This is a genomic window from Pseudomonas sp. stari2 (genome assembly GCF_040760005.1).
Lineage (GTDB): Bacteria > Pseudomonadota > Gammaproteobacteria > Pseudomonadales > Pseudomonadaceae > Aquipseudomonas.
The window spans coordinates 574,665-592,841 of the sequence record NZ_CP099760.1 but is presented as its reverse complement, the minus strand read 5'-3'; the positions used below and the strand labels follow the sequence as shown (position 1 = coordinate 592,841).

At 59.8% G+C, this 18,177-nt stretch carries 16 protein-coding genes; 9 read left to right on the top strand and 7 right to left on the bottom strand.

The genetic code is table 11. The features are described 5' to 3' along the window. Positions 1-39: 39 nt before the first annotated feature. The gene (locus NH234_RS02670; protein ID WP_367255576.1) at positions 40-2,490 is read right to left on the bottom strand and encodes a glycogen/starch/alpha-glucan phosphorylase; all 2,451 of its coding nucleotides are present in this window, start codon (positions 2,488-2,490) and stop codon (positions 40-42) included. Between the two features lie 258 nt (positions 2,491-2,748). Between NH234_RS02670 and NH234_RS02665 the strand changes: the two genes are divergently transcribed. Continuing rightward, positions 2,749-3,186 (top strand): YkgJ family cysteine cluster protein, encoded by a 438-nt coding sequence (locus NH234_RS02665; protein WP_007961740.1) that lies wholly within the window; start codon positions 2,749-2,751, stop codon positions 3,184-3,186. 108 nt (positions 3,187-3,294) lie between these two features. Here the strand turns inward: NH234_RS02665 and typA are convergent, their stop codons facing one another. Beyond that, positions 3,295-5,115 (bottom strand): translational GTPase TypA, encoded by a 1,821-nt coding sequence (typA, locus tag NH234_RS02660; RefSeq protein ID WP_085733272.1) that lies wholly within the window; start codon positions 5,113-5,115, stop codon positions 3,295-3,297. Positions 5,116-5,254: 139 nt separating this feature from the next. Next, positions 5,255-6,709, bottom strand: coding sequence for a tRNA uracil 4-sulfurtransferase ThiI (thiI, locus tag NH234_RS02655; protein WP_085733273.1), 1,455 nt, complete (start codon positions 6,707-6,709; stop codon positions 5,255-5,257). Positions 6,710-7,037: 328 nt separating this feature from the next. Here thiI and glnA point away from each other — a divergent pair, with 328 nt between their 5' ends. The 6 genes from glnA to ntrC all read left to right on the top strand — a co-directional run bounded on the left by glnA (position 7,038) and on the right by ntrC (position 13,840). Next, positions 7,038-8,444, top strand: a complete 1,407-nt coding sequence (gene glnA / locus NH234_RS02650; RefSeq protein WP_085712782.1) for a glutamate--ammonia ligase — start codon at positions 7,038-7,040, stop codon at positions 8,442-8,444. 129 nt (positions 8,445-8,573) lie between these two features. Beyond that, positions 8,574-9,863 (top strand): toxin-antitoxin system YwqK family antitoxin, encoded by a 1,290-nt coding sequence (locus tag NH234_RS02645; RefSeq protein WP_367255575.1) that lies wholly within the window; start codon positions 8,574-8,576, stop codon positions 9,861-9,863. A 97-nt stretch (positions 9,864-9,960) separates the two neighbouring features. Beyond that, entirely contained in the window at positions 9,961-10,470 is a 510-nt protein-coding gene (locus NH234_RS02640; RefSeq protein WP_367255574.1) for a DUF4124 domain-containing protein, read from the top strand. Continuing rightward, positions 10,467-11,090 (top strand): DUF4124 domain-containing protein, encoded by a 624-nt coding sequence (locus tag NH234_RS02635; protein ID WP_367255573.1) that lies wholly within the window; start codon positions 10,467-10,469, stop codon positions 11,088-11,090. The genes NH234_RS02640 and NH234_RS02635 overlap by 4 nt, the downstream gene beginning before the upstream one ends. Before the next feature lie 231 nt (positions 11,091-11,321). Next, the gene (gene glnL / locus NH234_RS02630; protein WP_085733277.1) at positions 11,322-12,407 is read left to right on the top strand and encodes a nitrogen regulation protein NR(II); all 1,086 of its coding nucleotides are present in this window, start codon (positions 11,322-11,324) and stop codon (positions 12,405-12,407) included. Then, entirely contained in the window at positions 12,404-13,840 is a 1,437-nt protein-coding gene (gene ntrC, locus NH234_RS02625; RefSeq protein WP_007952518.1) for a nitrogen regulation protein NR(I), read from the top strand. The genes glnL and ntrC overlap by 4 nt, the downstream gene beginning before the upstream one ends. A gap of 410 nt (positions 13,841-14,250) precedes the next feature. Here ntrC and NH234_RS02620 read toward each other — a convergent pair whose 3' ends face one another. Beyond that, entirely contained in the window at positions 14,251-14,691 is a 441-nt protein-coding gene (locus NH234_RS02620; RefSeq protein WP_085733278.1) for a hypothetical protein, read from the bottom strand. Between NH234_RS02620 and NH234_RS02615 the strand changes: the two genes are divergently transcribed. Beyond that, positions 14,690-15,145, top strand: a complete 456-nt coding sequence (locus NH234_RS02615) for a tRNA (cytidine(34)-2'-O)-methyltransferase (protein ID WP_041071426.1) — start codon at positions 14,690-14,692, stop codon at positions 15,143-15,145. The two genes, NH234_RS02620 and NH234_RS02615, sit on opposite strands and share 2 nt — an antisense overlap. A 65-nt stretch (positions 15,146-15,210) precedes the next feature. On the opposite strand, the gene secB is transcribed toward NH234_RS02615, so the two are convergent. From secB to NH234_RS02600, 3 genes are all read right to left on the bottom strand, one after another. Continuing rightward, entirely contained in the window at positions 15,211-15,696 is a 486-nt protein-coding gene (gene secB, locus NH234_RS02610; protein ID WP_085733279.1) for a protein-export chaperone SecB, read from the bottom strand. Positions 15,697-15,759: 63 nt separating this feature from the next. Continuing rightward, complete coding sequence (grxC, locus tag NH234_RS02605) at positions 15,760-16,014, bottom strand: glutaredoxin 3 (protein ID WP_085712775.1); 255 nt, start codon at positions 16,012-16,014, stop codon at positions 15,760-15,762. A gap of 1 nt (position 16,015) precedes the next feature. Beyond that, positions 16,016-16,429: a rhodanese-like domain-containing protein gene (locus NH234_RS02600; protein WP_085702705.1), complete on the bottom strand. Its 414-nt coding sequence runs from the start codon at positions 16,427-16,429 to the stop codon at positions 16,016-16,018. Between the two features lie 153 nt (positions 16,430-16,582). Between NH234_RS02600 and gpmI the strand changes: the two genes are divergently transcribed. Then, entirely contained in the window at positions 16,583-18,109 is a 1,527-nt protein-coding gene (gene gpmI, locus NH234_RS02595) for a 2,3-bisphosphoglycerate-independent phosphoglycerate mutase (RefSeq protein ID WP_367255572.1), read from the top strand. Positions 18,110-18,177 lie beyond the last annotated feature (68 nt).

The window sequence follows — 18,177 nt, the reverse complement described above, 5'->3', positions numbered from 1 at the left end:
CAACAAGCGTGGGGCCGGGCGCAAATTTGTCGCTAAAAGTTACTCCAGTGCCTTCCAGATATCCGTGGCGTACTCACGAATCGTCCGGTCCGACGAGAACCAGCCCATCCGCGCGGTGTTCAGCACCGCCGAACGCCACCAGTTGTTGGAATCGTGCCAGAGCGCGTCGACGCGCATCTGCGCTTCCCAGTAAGAATCGAAGTCGGCGCAGACCAGGAAGCGGTCGTAGTCCACCAGCGAATCGATCAACCCGGTATAGCGCGAGGTGTCGTCCGGCGAGAAAACGCCGCTGCGGATCGCCTGCAACACGTCATTGAGGCGATGGGACGCCGCAATGTCCGGCACGGCGCTGAACTCGTGGTTCTGCTTGCGCGCTTCGACCTGCTGGGCACTCAGGCCGAAGATGAACATGTGCTCGGCGCCGATGCGCTCGCACATTTCCACGTTGGCACCGTCAAGGGTACCGATGGTCAACGCGCCGTTGAGGCCGAACTTCATGTTGCTGGTGCCCGAGGCTTCGAAACCGGCAGTGGAAATCTGCTCCGACAAATCCGCCGCCGGGATGATGCTCTCGGCCAGGCTGACGTTGTAGTTGGGCAGGAACACCACCTTGAGCAGACCGCGCACGGTCGGGTCGTTGTTCACCACCCGGGCGACATCATTGGTCAGTTTGATGATCAGCTTGGCCTGGTGATAACTGGCCGCCGCTTTGCCGGCGAAGATCTTGACCCTCGGCACCCAATCGATTTCAGGCTCGGCCCGAATCGCCTGATACAACGCCACGGTGTGCATCAGGTTGAGCAACTGACGTTTGTATTCGTGAATCCTTTTGACCTGCACATCGAACATCGCCGCCGGGTTGACCGCGATCCCCAGTCGTTCGTGAATCAGGTAAGCCAATGCTTTCTTGCTGTGCAGTCGCTGTTCGGCGAAGGCCTTGCGGAACGCTGCTTTCTCGGCGAACGGCTCAAGGTCCAGCAGACGCTCTTCGGGGTTGTCCAGCACATCCGGGCCGAGGGCATCCACCAGCATCGAGGTCAGTTCGGCGTTGGCCTGGAACAGCCAGCGGCGGAAGGTGATGCCGTTGGTCTTGTTGTTGATCCGCTCCGGATAGAGCTTGTGCAGTTCGGCGAACACGGTCTTGCGCATCAACTGCGTGTGCAGCCCGGACACGCCGTTGACGCTGTGGGAGCCGAGGAACGCAAGATTGCCCATGCGTACCCGGCGACCGTTGTCCTCTTCGATCAGCGACACCGCGCGCAGCACGTCGAAATCGTGAATGCCCTTGGCCCGCAGCGAATCGATGTGCTGGGCGTTGATCAGGTAAATGATCTGCATGTGCCGCGGCAGCATCCGTTCCATCAACCCCACCGGCCAGGTTTCCAGTGCTTCAGGCAACAGCGTGTGGTTGGTGTACGACAGCGTGTCGACGGTGACTTGCCACGCCGCGTCCCACGCCACGTCGTAGACGTCCACCAGTTGGCGCATCAGTTCGGCGACGGCAATCGAGGGGTGCGTGTCGTTGAGCTGGATCGCCGCGTGATCGCCCAGAGTCAGCACCGAGGTGTGCATGTTGCGATGACGACGCAGAAGATCCTGAAGCGAGGCGGCGACGAAGAAGTATTCCTGACGCAGGCGCAGTTCCTGACCGGCCTCGGTGCTGTCCGCCGGGTAGAGCACGCGGGAGATACTTTCGGCCCGGGCCACTTCGGCCACAGCACCCAGGTGGTCACCGGCGTTGAAGCGCTCCAGGTGCAAGTCCTCCATCGCCCGGGCGCGCCACAGACGCAAGGTATTGACGCTTGCCCCGCGCCAGCCGACCACCGGAGTGTCATAGGCAATTGCCCGAACGGTTTCCGCCGGGTGCCAGACCTGTTTGCTCTTGCCGCTGACATCGGTGACGGTCTCGACGCTGCCGCCGAAGCCGATGGTGTAGACGACCTCCGGCCGCTCGAACTCCCACGGGTTGCCGAAATCCAGCCAGTGCTCGGTCTGCTCCTGCTGCCAGCCGTCGACGATGGCCTGGCGGAACAGCCCGTGCTCATAGCGAATGCCATAACCGTGACCGGCGATGCCGAGGGTCGACATGCTTTCCATGAAGCACGCCGCCAGCCGTCCGAGGCCACCGTTACCCAGTGCCGCGTCAGGTTCCAGCAGGCGGATGCGCTCCAGGTCCACGCCCAGTTCGGTCAGCGCCTCACGGGCAACGTCAAGCAGGCCGAGGTTGCTCAGGCTGTCGTAGAGCAAACGGCCGATAAGAAACTCCAGCGAGAGGTAATACACCCGCTTCTGACCTTTGCGGTAGATCTGCCGGGTGTGGTCCATCCAGTGCTCGACCATGTGATCGCGCGCCGCCAGCGCAATGGCTTCGAACCAGTCATGGTCGAAGGCGTGATCCGGGTCTTTGCCCACCGCGTAGGTGAGTTTGGTCAGGACGGCGTCGCGGAATGCGGCCACCTCTGCTTCGCGAACTAGTGGTTCTTGAGTCATCGATAGGACCTCGAGCGAGCGGGGAATTGTCAGAGCCTAGACGGTCTGACCGACGGTGGGAGCTCTGGTTCGGCAGTTTTTCCTGAGAGTGAGCGTTCGTCCGGCAATACCCTGGCGAATGCCTGAATGAATGCAGGGGCCGTGCCGAATTGTCTGCCCCAGTGATGACAGAAAGAAAAAATCTGGCGAAAGGTTGTTCAAAAATCCACCAGTCCCGGTATGATCGCGCGCCCTGATGCACACGCCTGGTAAACCCCGATGATGAAGCCCAACCTGATCGCCGCAGCCGAGATCGACCGTCTCGATACCTGGGCCAAATATTCGGCCCCGATGTGCGGCTCGTGCGTTTCCAGCTGCTGCACGCTGCCGGTCGAGGTCAAGATCAAGGATCTGGTGCGAATCGGTGTGGTCGACGAATTCGAACTGGGCGACCCGCCGAAGAACATCGCCAAGCGCCTGCAAAAGGAAGGCCTGGTGGAACGCTTCAACCAGAAGTCGGGGATCTTCACCCTGCAGCGCATGAGCAACAACGATTGCTACTACCTGGATCGTAAGAGCCGGCTGTGCACCATTTATGACAAGCGCCCGGACACCTGCCGCAACCACCCGAAGATCGGCCCGCGCCCGGGATATTGCGCGTACAAGCCGAAGGAAGTGGAGCGGGTGCAGAATTCGCGGTCGATCGAGAAGTTCTGATCTGATCGTTCCCACGCTTTGCGTGGGAACGAGATATCAAAAAAGCCCAGACAAACAAAAACGCCCCCGGTCTCTCGACCGGGGGCGTTTTTTTAAGCCTGGACTAAATTACGCCTTGGCTTTCTTGGCAGCGCGGGTACGCTCGCTTTCGTCCAGGATCTTCTTGCGAAGACGGATGGACTTAGGAGTAACTTCGCACAGCTCGTCTTCCTGGATGTATTCCAGAGCCTGTTCCAGAGTGAAGCGAACAGGTGGGACCAGAGCGATGGTTTCGTCTTTACCCGAAGCACGCATGTTGTCGAGCTTCTTGCCTTTGGTTGGGTTCACACCCAGGTCGTTGTCGCGGGAGTTCTGACCAACGATCTGACCGTTGTAGATCTCCTGGCCGTGTTCTACGAACAGCTTGCCACGAGCCTGCAGGGTTTCCAGGGAGTAGGTCAGCGCCTTGCCGGTTTCAACCGAAACCAGAACGCCGTTCTGACGGCCGGACATGTGGCCCGACTTCACTGGAGCGTAACGGTCGAAGATCGAGGTCAGGATGCCAGCACCGTTGGTCAGGGTCAGGAACTGGTTACGGAAACCGATCAGACCGCGAGCAGGGATGTTGTATTCCAGACGAACACGGCCTTTGCCATCCGGCACCATGTTGCTCAGGTCGCCTTTACGCAGACCCATCTCTTCCATGACCTTGCCCTGGGATTCTTCAGGGATGTCGATGGTTACGTTTTCGAACGGTTCCTGCTTCACGCCGTCAACTTCACGGATGATCACTTCAGGACGGCCCAGGGCCAGCTCGAAGCCTTCGCGACGCATGGTTTCGATCAGTACCGACAGGTGCAGCTCACCACGGCCGGATACCTTGAACTTGTCAGCCGAGTCGCCTTCTTCAACGCGCAGTGCAACGTTGTACAGCAGCTCTTTGTCCAGACGATCCTTGATGTTACGGGAGGTCACGAACTTGCCTTCTTTACCGCAGAATGGCGAGTCGTTTACCTGGAAGGTCATGGAAACGGTTGGCTCGTCAACGGTCAGAGGCTTCATCGCCTCGACGTTGTTGATGTCGCACAGGGTGTCGGAGATGAACAGCTCGTCGAAACCGCTGATGCAGACGATGTCACCGGCCGCTGCTTCTTCAACGTCAACGCGGTGCAGACCGTGGTGACCCATCAGCTTCAGGATACGGCCGTTGCGGCGCTTGCCGTTGGCGTCGATAGCCACAACCGGAGTGTTCGGCTTGACGCGACCACGAGCGATACGGCCAACACCGATAACACCCAGGAAGCTGTTGTAGTCCAGAGCGGAGATCTGCATCTGGAACGGACCGTCACGGTCAACAGCCGGAGCTGGAACGTGGTCGACAACCGCTTGGTACAGCGGGGTCATGTCTTCCGCCATGGCGGTGTGGTCCAGACCGGCGATACCGTTCAGGGCCGAAGCGTAAACAACCTGGAAGTCCAGTTGTTCTTCGGTAGCGCCCAGGTTGTCGAACAGATCGAAGATCTGGTCCAGAACCCAGTCAGGACGCGCGCCCGGACGGTCAACCTTGTTGATGACCACGATTGGACGCAGGCCGGCTTCGAAAGCCTTCTTGGTCACGAAACGGGTTTGCGGCATAGGGCCGTCTTGAGCGTCGACCAGCAGCAGCACGGAGTCAACCATGGACATTACGCGCTCAACTTCGCCGCCGAAGTCGGCGTGGCCCGGGGTGTCCACGATGTTGATGTGGTAGCCGTTCCAGTTAATGGCGGTGTTTTTCGCCAGAATGGTAATGCCGCGCTCTTTTTCCTGGTCGTTGGAGTCCATCACGCGCTCGTCGTTGAGCTCGTTGCGCTCCAGGGTGCCGGATTGACGCAGGAGTTTGTCTACCAGGGTGGTCTTACCATGGTCAACGTGGGCAATGATGGCGATGTTGCGTAGATTTTCGATCACTTGTGTATCTCGATCAGAGGATTCGGTTTGCTGACAAGTCTTGGCAGCGATTAGCAGTAGTGTCCGGCATGGCCGTTACAGCTTGACGGCGGTGTCGGGGGGCCGGTGACGCAGGCCACAGGCAAACAGCCCCGGGCACTTAGCTCGGTCGATAAACGCGCACATTGGCATGCCCCTCACTGAGCAAATGGTGAGCATGCAGGCGACTCATCACGCCTTTGTCGCAATACAGCAGGTACTGGCGAGTCGGATCCAGCTCCTTGAAACGAGCGTTCACTGCGTAGAACGGCATCGTCTGTACTTCTATGCCCTCGAGCTCCAGCGGCTCATCCTCGGCGGCATCCGGGTGACGGATGTCGATGACGATCTGGCCGGCCAGTGCTTCGCTGACTTCTTCGATTTGCAAATCCTGGCCCAATTCGTCGATCACCCGATCGATCGGCACCAGTCTGGCGTTTGCGAGCGCACGCTCAAGCACCGCCATGTCGAATTCCTGCTCTTCGTGCTCAACGCGACCACGCTTGGCGGCGGTTTTCGGATTGACCGAAATGACCCCGCAGTATTCCGGCATGTGCCGGGCGAAATCGGCGGTGCCGATCTCGTTGGCCGTGTCGATGATGTCCTGCTTGTGGGCGACGATCAGCGGGCGCAGGACCAGTTTGTCGGTCACGCAGTCGATCACCGACAGGTTCGGCAGCGTCTGGCTCGACACCTGGGAGATCGCCTCACCGGTGACCAGCGCATCAATGTGCAGACGCTCGGCGATGGCCGAGGACGCGCGCAACATCATACGCTTCAATACGACGCCCATATGACTGTTATCGACTTTGCCGAGAATTTCGCCCAACACTTCTTCGAACGGGACACTGACAAATAGCACGCGTTGCGAGCTGCCGTACTTCTTCCAGATGAAATGCGCGACTTCCATCACGCCCAATTCGTGGGCACGACCGCCCAGATTGAAGAAGCAGAAGTGCGCCATCAGGCCACGACGCATGATCTGGTAGGCGGCAACCGTCGAGTCAAAGCCGCCGGACATCAATACGAGCGTCTGTTCCAGCGCACCAAGCGGGTAGCCGCCGATGCCATTGTGCTGGCTGTGGATAACAAACAACCGTTTGTCGCGAACTTCGATGCGGACTTCGATTTCCGGCGCTTTCAGGTCGATTCCGGCGGCACCGCACTCACGGCGCAGCTTGCTGCCGACGTATTTTTCGATGTCCATCGAGCTGAATGCATGCTTGCCCGCACGTTTGCAGCGCACCGAGAAAATCTTCCCGGCCAGTGCATCGCCATAGTGCTGCTTGCACTTCTCGGTGATGTCGTCGAAGTCGCCCAGCGGGTACTCGTCGATCTGCAGAAAGTGCGCGATGCCCGGCATGCAGGTCAGGCGCTCGCCCATCTCTTTCAGGGCCTTGGGATCGGTTACGCGGGTTTCCAGCTCGAGATTGTCCCACACGCCGTTCACCACCACGGCCGGGTCCAGGTCGCGGAGCACGGTGCGGATGTTCTTGGCCAGCTGGCGGATGAATTTCGTCCGGACAGGTCGGCTTTTGATGGTGATCTCGGGGAAGACTTTTACGATTAGTTTCATGAAAACAGCGCGCGCTGGGCCAGCCGAAAAAGGGGGGCGCGGATTATAGCGGAAATTGCTCAAGGTTTAACCAGTTAATGTGCAGAAGGTTTTGCATGCACCAAAACGGGTCGTTTTCGGCTTGTGGCGCTACATTAAAGGGCGAGATTTTCAGCCTTTATGCGTTTCGTACCTTAATAAGCGTGAATTTGGGGCAAAAAACCCATGCTGGGGCACTGGCATGCAATTTGCTCCCTTGTGAGGCAGGTTGCCTTGGCAGAGTATTCGCGCCGGCATCACCAACATTTAAGGGCATCCACTACCAGCCCTAAGCCACCCGGAGGACACTATGTCGAAGTCGGTTCAACTCATCAAAGATCATGACGTCAAGTGGATTGATCTGCGCTTCACGGACACCAAAGGCACTCAGCACCACGTGACCATGCCGGCTCGCGATGCGCTGGAAGACGACTTCTTCGAAGTTGGCAAGATGTTCGACGGTTCCTCCATCGCTGGCTGGAAAGGCATCGAAGCCTCCGACATGATCCTGCTGCCGGACGACGAAACCGCCGTTCTGGACCCGTTCACCGAAGAGCCGACCCTGATCCTGGTCTGCGACATCATCGAACCTTCGACCATGCAGGGTTACGATCGCGACCCGCGCGCCATCGCCCACCGCGCCGAGGAATACCTGAAGACCACCGGTATCGGTGACACCGTATTCGCCGGTCCAGAGCCTGAGTTCTTCATCTTCGACGAAGTGAAGTTCAAGTCCGACATCTCCGGCTCGATGTTCAAGATCTACTCCGAGCAAGGCTCGTGGATGTCCGACCAGGACGTGGAAGGCGGCAACAAGGGCCACCGTCCAGGCGTGAAAGGCGGCTACTTCCCGGTTCCGCCGTTCGACCACGACCACGAAATCCGTACCGCCATGTGCAACGCACTGGAAGAGATGGGTCAGACCGTTGAAGTTCACCACCACGAAGTGGCGACTGCCGGTCAAAACGAAATTGGTGTCAAGTTCAACACCTTGGTGAAGAAAGCTGACGAAGTTCAGACTCTGAAATACGTTGTACACAACGTGGCCGATGCCTATGGCCGCACCGCGACCTTCATGCCGAAGCCTCTGTACGGCGATAACGGTTCGGGTATGCACGTTCACATGTCCATCGCCAAAGATGGCAAGAACACCTTCGCTGGCGAAGGCTATGCCGGCCTGTCCGAAACCGCCCTGTACTTCATCGGCGGCATCATCAAGCACGGTAAGGCCCTGAACGGCTTCACCAACCCGGCCACCAACTCCTACAAGCGTCTGGTGCCAGGTTTCGAAGCTCCGGTGATGCTGGCCTACTCGGCTCGCAACCGTTCCGCCTCGATCCGTATTCCTTACGTCAACAGCCCACGCGGCCGTCGTATCGAAGCACGTTTCCCGGATCCGGCTGCCAACCCGTACCTGGCTTTCGCAGCACTGCTGATGGCCGGTCTGGACGGTATCCAGAACAAGATCCACCCAGGCGATGCTGCCGACAAAAACCTGTACGACCTGCCGCCTGAAGAGGCGAAAGAGATCCCGCAAGTTTGCGGCAGCCTGAAAGAAGCCCTGGAAGAGCTGGACAAGGGCCGCGCGTTCCTGACCAAGGGCGGCGTGTTCTCCGACGACTTCATCGATGCCTACATCGCGCTGAAATCCGAAGAAGAAATCAAGGTTCGCACCTTCGTACACCCACTGGAATATGAGCTGTACTACAGCTGCTGATCCGGTAGCGCTGCGCTACGCGGCGTGACAAAAGAGAGGCCTCCTTCGGGAGGCCTTTTTTGTGCCCGCTCATCCATGGATAATCCGCCGCTTTCGCGCCATGACCGGCGCCTTGACGAAGGGATTCGCATGAAGTGGTTACGGGTTATCGCCCTGATGGCCGGTCTCGCCTGCTCGACAGCCGGCGCTGCCGAGTTCTATGAAAACAAGCCGCTGGCTCACCCGCTGATTCAGGGCTTGCAGGAGAGCTCGATGACCCTGGCGTTCATCAAGGAAGCCCGCGGTGTCAAAGGCTATTACTGCCGTTGCAAGACACCGGGCGAACGTCCGCAATTGCTTGATGACTTCGGCCAGGCGAGTATCGAGTCGGTTTTTCTCATGTCGCTCGACAGTGAGGATCCCATTCGCTTCGTGCTTTTTCGGCAAAGCGACGGCTACAGGATCTACGCCTACAAGTACAACACCAACGATCAACTCTATAGCCGCGTCACGCGACTGCAGCCAGCGCTGGACCGTATCACTGAAGGCCACAAGCACCTCGACGCCCTGACCATCAAGAAAGCGCTGAGCCAGATCACCCCGCTCAACTACAGCCTCCTCCTTGAAGAGTCCGGTATACCGGAATTCGACCAGCTCGATCTCAGCCAAGGGAAACTGGTGAGCTATTACGGCCAGTACTACGACCCACTGAACAACCCGACGCCAGATGACGAGCCGTACTTTTTCAAGAAGACCTACCAGGAAAAAGACGGCCGGTTTCTCACCGTTACCTTCTGGCGCTGGCTCGACAAGACCCTCGTCGAGGGTAACCGCACGCTCTACAACTACCGGGTCAGGCGCATTGCCTGGGAAACCGAACCGACCAGATTCACTGGCGGCGAAGACGGCCAGTCAGTGTCTTATGATTCCGTATCGATCTCGGCCCAAGGGGCTTTCAAGCAAGGTGTGCGAATCGGTCCGTGGTCGTCCTCCAAAGACGAAAAATACTCGGAGTCCGGCAATTTCGTAGAGGGCAAACGAGAGGGACAGTGGAGTCTGTACCAGGATGGTCAAATTCTGGAGGGTGACTACCACAATGACTTGCGCGAGGGCCGCTGGCAGCTTCACAACTACGACGAATTGGAATGGGTCGCCACAGGATTCCAGACCTATGCCCACGGCCAACTCAACGGCCCCAGTGAATTGACTCTCCGTGGTACTACCGAGCGCGGCGAATATCGCGATGGCAAACGCGAAGGCCTCTGGGTGACCAAGACGGACAATGGCCACAGCCGGAGCGTCCACTTCGCTGAAGACAAGAAGGAAGGCGAGTTGCGCGAAGTCGACGCCAATGGTGTGCTGCTCTTCATCGAGCACTACAAGGCCGGTTCCCTGTCCGGCGCCCGTAAAAATGTGGTTACGCCGAGCACCTCACAGTAAATCCGGGGCGTTTGTATGAACGGATGTTGTCCCGGTTGGGCTAAAAGCCGTCCCTGGCCTATGCTGCAACCCATCGTTTTCTTTTCCGGTCGATTTCATGGGTCGCACCTTTCTCTACATCCTGCTGCTGATCGCCCTGCCCGCCGCTGCGCAGATCTACAAATACACCGACGCAAACGGCAACACGGTGTACAGCGATCACTCGCCAGACGGGGTGCAGGCGCGGCCGGTGGAGTTGCCGCCGCTCAATAGCGTCCAGCCTCAGGCACCGAGTGCGCCGTCATCAGACACGGCCGGCCGTGCACCTGCGCGCAATGCCTATGACGTGCTGGAACTGACCGGCCTGCCCACTGAAGAGGCTCTGCGCGCCAACAACGGCACGTTCACTGTCAGCGTGCAGATCGAGCCGCGCCTGCAACCACCACATCAATTGCGCCTGCTACTGGACAACGCGCCTTATGGCCAGCCGAGCAACGTGCCGATCCTGCAACTGGTGAACGTTGACCGGGGCGAACATCGGCTGGCGGTTCAGGTGATCGATGGCGAGGCGATCATTCAACAGAGTCCGGCTGTGGTCCTCACTGTGCAACGGGTGCACAAGCCATGACTCGCAGATTGATCGCTGTGTGTCTGGCCCTGTTTGCGTTCGGCGCATCTGCCGAGGTCTTCACTTATGTCGATTCGCAGGGCAACCGGGTTTACACCGACCAACCACGAGGCAATGCCAAGCGTGTACCGCTGGCCACCAGCAATCGCATGGCCTCGAACCCGACCGGGGCGGCGCCCATCATCACGGCTAAAAAATCACCGGAGCAACCGCTGTTCCGCTACGACATGCTACGCGTGCTGGTCCCCGAGCCGGACGCCACCATCCGCAGCAGCGCCGGCGAATTGATCGTCAGCATCACCAGCGAACCTGGCCTGCAAAAAGGTCATCGCTATCGCCTGCTGCTGGACGGCCAAGCCACCGGCGAGCCCGGCCTGAGCCCGGTATTCCCGCTGAGCAATATCGATCGCGGCAGCCATAACCTGTCGGTGGAGATCCTCGACGCACAGGATCGTATCGTCGAGCGCACAGCCAATCAGCCGTTCCACATGCAGCGCATCTCGCTGGCACAGAAACGCCAGGTCAAACCTTGCTCCACCGACGACTACGGCGTCCGCCCCGAATGCCCGCTGAAGGACAAACCCGTCGAACCGAAAAATCCCTTCCTGCGTTTCTTCTAACGCCGTTCAGCTTTGCGCACTATATTGGTGCGGCAGTCTGCACCCTACCCACATTGCAACCCATTTTGGTTCAAAAGTACCCGACAGGGCTGGCGGATCGCCACGCAAACGAGCGTAAAACGCCCGTTTCAGGGGGCGAACGCTTCTTTTCGGAGCCTTGGTTTGGTTTTTGCATTTTCCTGATATCGGCGCTTGGTTCCTTGCGCACGCCTTGCTCCAAAAGAGGTCCTGATGACCATAAGCGACGCACTCCACCGTTTGTTGCTCGACAACCTGACCACCGCCACCATCCTGCTCGATGCCGAATTGCGCCTCGAGTACATGAACCCGGCGGCGGAGATGCTGCTGGCCATCAGCGGTCAGCGCAGCCATGGCCAGTTCATCAGCGAGCTGTTCACCGAGTCCACCGAGGCGCTCAATTCGTTGCGCCAGGCAGTGGAACAGGCGCATCCGTTCACCAAGCGCGAAGCAATGCTCACCGCCCTCACCGGCCAGACACTCACCGTGGACTATGCGGTGACGCCGATCCTCAGCAACGGCGCGACCCTGCTGTTGCTGGAAGTGCATCCCCGTGATCGCTTGCTGCGGATCACCAAGGAAGAGGCACAACTGTCCAAACAGGAAACCAGCAAGATGCTGGTGCGCGGCCTCGCCCACGAGATCAAGAACCCGCTGGGCGGTATTCGTGGCGCAGCGCAATTGCTGGCCCGAGAGCTGCCGGAAGACAGCCTGCGCGACTACACCAATGTGATCATCGAAGAGGCCGACCGCCTGCGCAATCTGGTCGACCGCATGCTCGGCTCGAACAAACTGCCGTCGCTGGCCCTGTGCAACGTCCACGAGGTGCTGGAGCGTGTCTGCCAACTGGTCGAGGCCGAAAGCCAGGGCTGCATCACGCTGGTGCGCGATTACGACCCGAGCATTCCCGACGTATTGATCGACCGCGAGCAAATGATTCAGGCCGTGCTGAACATCGTGCGCAACGCGATGCAGGCGATCAGCAGCCAGAACGAGCTGCGCCTGGGCCGCATCAGCCTGCGCACCCGCGCCATGCGCCAGTTCACCATCGGCCACATCCGCCATCGCCTGGTGACCAAGATCGAGATCATCGACAACGGCCCGGGGATCCCGACGGAACTCCAGGAAACCATTTTCTTTCCCATGGTCAGCGGCCGTCCGGACGGTACCGGGCTGGGCCTGGCCATCACCCAGAACATCATCAGCCAGCACCAGGGCCTGATCGAGTGTGACAGCCATCCAGGCCACACCACGTTTTCGATCTTTCTGCCACTGGAACAAGGAGCCACATCGACATGAGCCGTAGTGAAACAGTGTGGATCGTCGATGACGACCGTTCTATCCGTTGGGTTCTGGAAAAAGCCCTGCAACAGGAAGGCATGACCACCCAGAGCTTCGACAGTGCCGATGGCGTGATGAGCCGCCTGGCCCGCCAGCAGCCGGATGTGATCATCTCCGATATCCGCATGCCCGGCGCCAGTGGCCTGGACTTGCTGGCGCGCATCCGCGAGCAACACCCCCGACTGCCGGTCATCATCATGACCGCTCACTCCGATCTGGACAGCGCTGTCGCCTCGTATCAGGGCGGCGCTTTCGAGTACCTGCCAAAACCGTTCGATGTCGACGAAGCGGTGTCGCTGGTCAAACGCGCCAATCAGCACGCCCAGGAACAACAGGGCCTGGAGGTCGCGCCGACCCTGACCCGCACCCCGGAAATCATCGGCGAAGCACCGGCGATGCAGGAAGTGTTTCGCGCCATCGGGCGCTTGAGCCACTCCAACATCACCGTGCTGATCAACGGCGAATCCGGCACCGGTAAAGAACTGGTGGCTCACGCCCTGCACCGCCACAGCCCGCGCGCGGCCTCGCCGTTCATCGCGCTGAATATGGCGGCGATTCCGAAAGACCTGATGGAATCCGAGCTGTTCGGCCACGAGAAAGGCGCGTTTACCGGCGCGGCCAACCTGCGTCGCGGCCGCTTCGAACAAGCCGACGGCGGCACGCTGTTCCTCGATGAAATCGGCGACATGCCGGCAGACACCCAGACCCGACTGTTGCGGGTATTGGCCGATGGCGAGTTCTATCGCGTTGGCGGGCATGTGCCGGTCAAGGTCGATGTGCGGATCATCGCTGCAACCCACCAGAATCTGGAAACTCTGGTTCACGCCGGGAAATTCCGTGAGGACTTGTTCCACCGCCTCAACGTGATCCGCATCCACATCCCGCGCCTGTCGGATCGCCGCGAAGACATCCCGACCCTGGCCAAGCACTTCCTCAGCCGCGCCGCGCAAGAACTGGCGGTCGAACCGAAGCTGCTGAAAAGCGAGACAGAGGAATACCTGAAAAACCTGCCATGGCCGGGCAACGTGCGTCAGCTGGAAAACACCTGCCGCTGGATCACGGTGATGGCGTCCGGGCGCGAGGTGCACATCAGCGACCTGCCGCCGGAACTGTTGAGCCTGCCGCAGGACTCCGCACCGGTGACCAACTGGGAACAGGCGCTGCGTCAGTGGGCCGATCAGGCTTTGGCGCGCGGCCAGTCGAGCCTGCTCGACAGCGCGGTGCCGGCGTTCGAGCGAATCATGATCGAGACGGCGTTGAAGCACACCGCCGGGCGTCGTCGTGATGCTGCGGTGCTGCTGGGCTGGGGCCGCAATACCCTGACCCGCAAGATCAAGGAGCTCGGCATGAAGGTCGATGGCGGGGATGACGACGAGGGTGATGAAGGCTGAGATTGAGCGCCAGTCTGCACCGCCGAAAGGCACCGTGACCCGTAATCGGGCACGGCCACCGGCTCAGGCTTGCACTGAAACCCCCTGAAAATTCCATCCTGTGGAAAGACGAAGGCCCCGTATTACGGGGCCTTCGTCATTGTGTCGGGCTTTATTGTTTCAAAACGAGAAAACCTGGCACGCCCCCTGCAATAACTCCATCAGGTGATTCGATTCACCCACCCTTTCGGGGGCCTTGGTACAGGCAGGCCGGGGATTCCCCTCTTTACACCGGACTCATCGAGTCCACCCTTTTGGGACCCTTGATACAGGCAGGTCAGGGGCTCCTTCTTTACACCGGCTCAGAACGCGATGCGATGAGCCCACCCGTTTCGGGAACCTTGGTACAGGCAGGCCGGGGATTCCCTCTTTTATTGCTCCCGGAGATGGATCTCCAGCCGCCAGCGGTCATCGACCGCCTGGCCGGCCCAGTCGCCCTGCAGTGGCCGCGCCGCCACCAGCGTCAGCAACAATCCCCCGTCACTCAACCGCGTCCGCCAGTTCACGTCTTTGCCGTTGAACTTGAGCTGTCCTTTCTGCACCTTGCCTTCGGCCTCGAACAGCAAAGCAACGCTGCCATCGACGATCTCGCCGTGCAGCTTCGGCTCGTTGTTGAACCAGACCGCCAGCCCCCCATCGATCACCTCGACCTGCTGCAAGACGCTCGGGTCAGGCGTGGTCAAGCGGCCGATCATCATCCCGACCATCACACCGACGATCGCCAGTGACGCCATTACCCGCAGGAATAGTTTCGAACGCGGGTCGGCTTGCGGCGTAGAATGCGCGTCATCTTTACCTTCGGAGCCGTGCATGTTTCACGTCATCCTTTTTCAACCGGAAATTCCACCGAACACCGGTAACGTTATCAGGCTGTGCGCCAACAGCGGCTGCCACCTGCATTTGATCGAACCGCTGGGCTTCGAGATGGATGACAAGCGTCTGCGTCGCGCCGGTCTCGACTATCACGAGTATGCCACTCTGCAACGCCACGCCGACCTGGCCAGTTGCCTGGAAAGCCTCGGCCACCCTCGGCTGTTCGCCTTCACCACCAAGGGTTCGCGACCGTTTCACGATGCCGCGTTCGTCCCCGGCGATGCCTTCATTTTCGGCCCGGAAAGCCGTGGCCTGCCGCCTGAAGTGCTGGACGCCCTGCCCGCCGAACAACGCCTGCGCCTGCCGATGCGCGAGGGTTGCCGCAGCCTGAACCTGTCCAACACAGTGGCAGTGGCCGTGTATGAAGCGTGGCGGCAGAACGACTTCAAGTAACGCCATACGATCGCCCAAGAAAAAAGCGCCTGTAACGGCGCTTTTTTCGTTGTTGTATCGACCGCTTACTGAACGGTCGGGGTCTCGCCGGCTTCCTGCATGCGCTGCAGCTCTTGCGCGTACAGGGCATCGAAGTTCACCGGGGCCAGCATCAGCGCCGGGAACGAACCACGGGTCACCAGGCTGTCCAGGGTTTCGCGAGCGTACGGGAACAGGATGTTCGGGCAGAACGCACCCAGAGTGTGGCTCATCGAAGCCGCGTCCAGGTTCTTGATCAGGAAGATACCGGCCTGTTGCACTTCAGCGATGAAGGCAACTTCTTCACCGTTTTTCACGGTAACGGACAGGGTCAGCACGACTTCGTAGAAATCGCCTTCCAGCGCCTTCTGACGTGTGTTCAGATCCAGACCGACCGCCGGGTCCCACTGCTGACGGAAGATCGCCGGGCTTTTCGGGGCTTCGAAGGACAGGTCGCGTACGTAGATGCGCTGCAAGGAGAATTGCGGTGCGGTTTCTTCTTCGCTGGCTGCAGTGTTCTGTTGGTCAGTCATCTCAGATCCTTTCTGATCTCGGGTCTTGTAGGGTTCTTGGTGTTCGGTAGAGCGTGCAGCAGGTCAGGCCTTGAGCAGCGCGTCGAGCTTGCCGGCGCGCTCCAGGGCGTACAAATCGTCACATCCGCCGACGTGGGTGTCGCCGATCCAGATTTGCGGCACGGACGTGCGTCCGGCCTTCTGGGCCATGGCGGCGCGCACTTGCGGCTTGCCATCGACCTTGATCTCTTCGAAGGCCACGCCTTTGTTCGCGAGCAGGTACTTGGCGCGCGAGCAGTAAGGGCAGTAATCGCTGGAGTAGACGATGACTTCGCTCATATCACTTCACCAGCGGCAGGTTGTCGCCTTTCCAGCTGGAAATCCCGCCGGACAGCTTGGCGGCGGTGAAGCCGGCCTTCATCAGTTCACGGGCATGAGTGCCGGCGGTCTGGCCCAGGGCGTCGACCAGAATGATGGTCTTGGCCTTGTGTTTTTCCAGCTCGCCGATACGGGCGGCCAGCTTGTCCTGGGGAATGTTCACCGCGCCAACGATGTGACCGGCGGCGTATTCCTTGCTCGGACGGATGTCCACGACCACGCCGGCTTCCTTGTTGACCAGTGCGGTCAGCTCGCCCGTGCTCAGGCTTTTACCGCCGCCCTGCACTGTGTGCGCCAGCAGCAATGCCAGCAGTACGACGAAGATACCGACAAGAATGTAGTGGTTAGTGGCAAATTCAATCAGGTGAGCAACCATCGAAGGAGGTTCCAGGGCGTTAAAATGTCGGCCAGTATACACAGCCACTATGGTCGGCCAAACCCCGTCCGGCGGTGACGCGGTCGGAACTTCGCTTTAAACTCCAACTCCCTTTTCCATCGCCCTCTTCTTTATTAGCCACGAGTGGATTCCATGACTACCACGCCTAAACCTTTGGTCCTGATGATTCTCGACGGCTTCGGTCACAGCGACAGCCCCGAATCCAACGCCGTCTTCGCGGCCAAAAAGCCTGTGCTGGATCGCCTGTGGGCCACCGTGCCGAACGGCCTGATCTCGGGCAGCGGCATGGACGTCGGCCTGCCGGACGGCCAGATGGGCAACTCCGAAGTCGGCCATATGAACCTCGGCGCCGGCCGCGTGGTGTATCAGGACTTCACGCGCGTGACCAAAGCGATCCGCGACGGCGAGTTCTTCGAGAACCCGACCATCTGCGCCGCCGTCGACAAAGCCGTGGCCGCCGGCAAGGCCGTGCATTTCATGGGCCTGCTGTCGGACGGCGGCGTTCACAGCCACCAGGACCATCTGATCGCTATGGCCGAACTGGCCTTCAAGCGTGGCGCCGAAAAAATCTACCTGCACGCCTTCCTCGACGGCCGTGACACGCCACCGAAAAGCGCTGCTTCGTCGATCGAACTGCTCGACGCGACCTTCCAGGCCCTCGGCAAGGGCCGCATCGCCAGCCTCATCGGCCGCTACTACGCCATGGACCGCGATAACCGTTGGGATCGCGTATCCCAGGCCTACAACCTGATCGTTGATGGCAAAGGCGAATTCAACGCCGCCACCGCTCAGGAAGGCCTGGAAGCCGCTTACGCCCGTGGCGAGAGCGACGAATTCGTCAAAGCCACCAGCATCGGCGAACCGGTAAAAATTGAAGACGGCGACGCCGTGGTGTTCATGAACTTCCGCGCCGACCGTGCCCGTGAGCTGAGCCGTGTGTTTGTCGAAGACGGTTTCAAGGAATTCGAGCGCGCACGCCAGCCAAAAGTGCAGTACGTCGGCCTGACCCAGTACGCCGCCAGCATCCCGGCACCCGCAGCCTTTGCACCGGGCAGCCTGGAAAACGTGCTCGGCGATTACCTGGCGAAGAACGGCAAGACTCAACTGCGTATCGCCGAAACCGAGAAATACGCCCACGTGACCTTCTTCTTCTCCGGCGGTCGCGAAGAGCCGTTCCCGGGCGAAGAACGCATCCTGATCCCGTCGCCGAAAGTCGCCACCTATGACTTGCAGCCGGAAATGAGCGCGCCGGAAGTCACTGATCGCATCGTCGATGCCATCGAGCACCAGCGTTACGACGTGATCGTGGTCAACTACGCCAACGGCGACATGGTCGGCCATAGCGGCGTATTCGAGGCGGCGGTGAAAGCCGTGGAATGCCTGGACACCTGCGTGGGCCGCATCGTCGAAGCGCTGGAAAAGGTCGGCGGCGAAGCGCTGATCACCGCCGACCACGGTAACGTCGAACAAATGGCCGACGAAGCCACCGGCCAGGCGCACACCGCGCACACCACCGAGCCGGTGCCGTTCATCTACGTCGGCAAACGCGACCTCAAGGTGCGCGAAGGCGGCGTACTGGCGGACGTGGCGCCGACCATGCTCAAACTGCTGGGCCTGGAAAAACCAGTGGAAATGACTGGCACTTCGATTCTGGTCTGATATCAAAAACGCCCTGTAATCAGCCTGAAACGGCTTTTTATGACGAACGCCTCAAAGCAGTTGGCTTT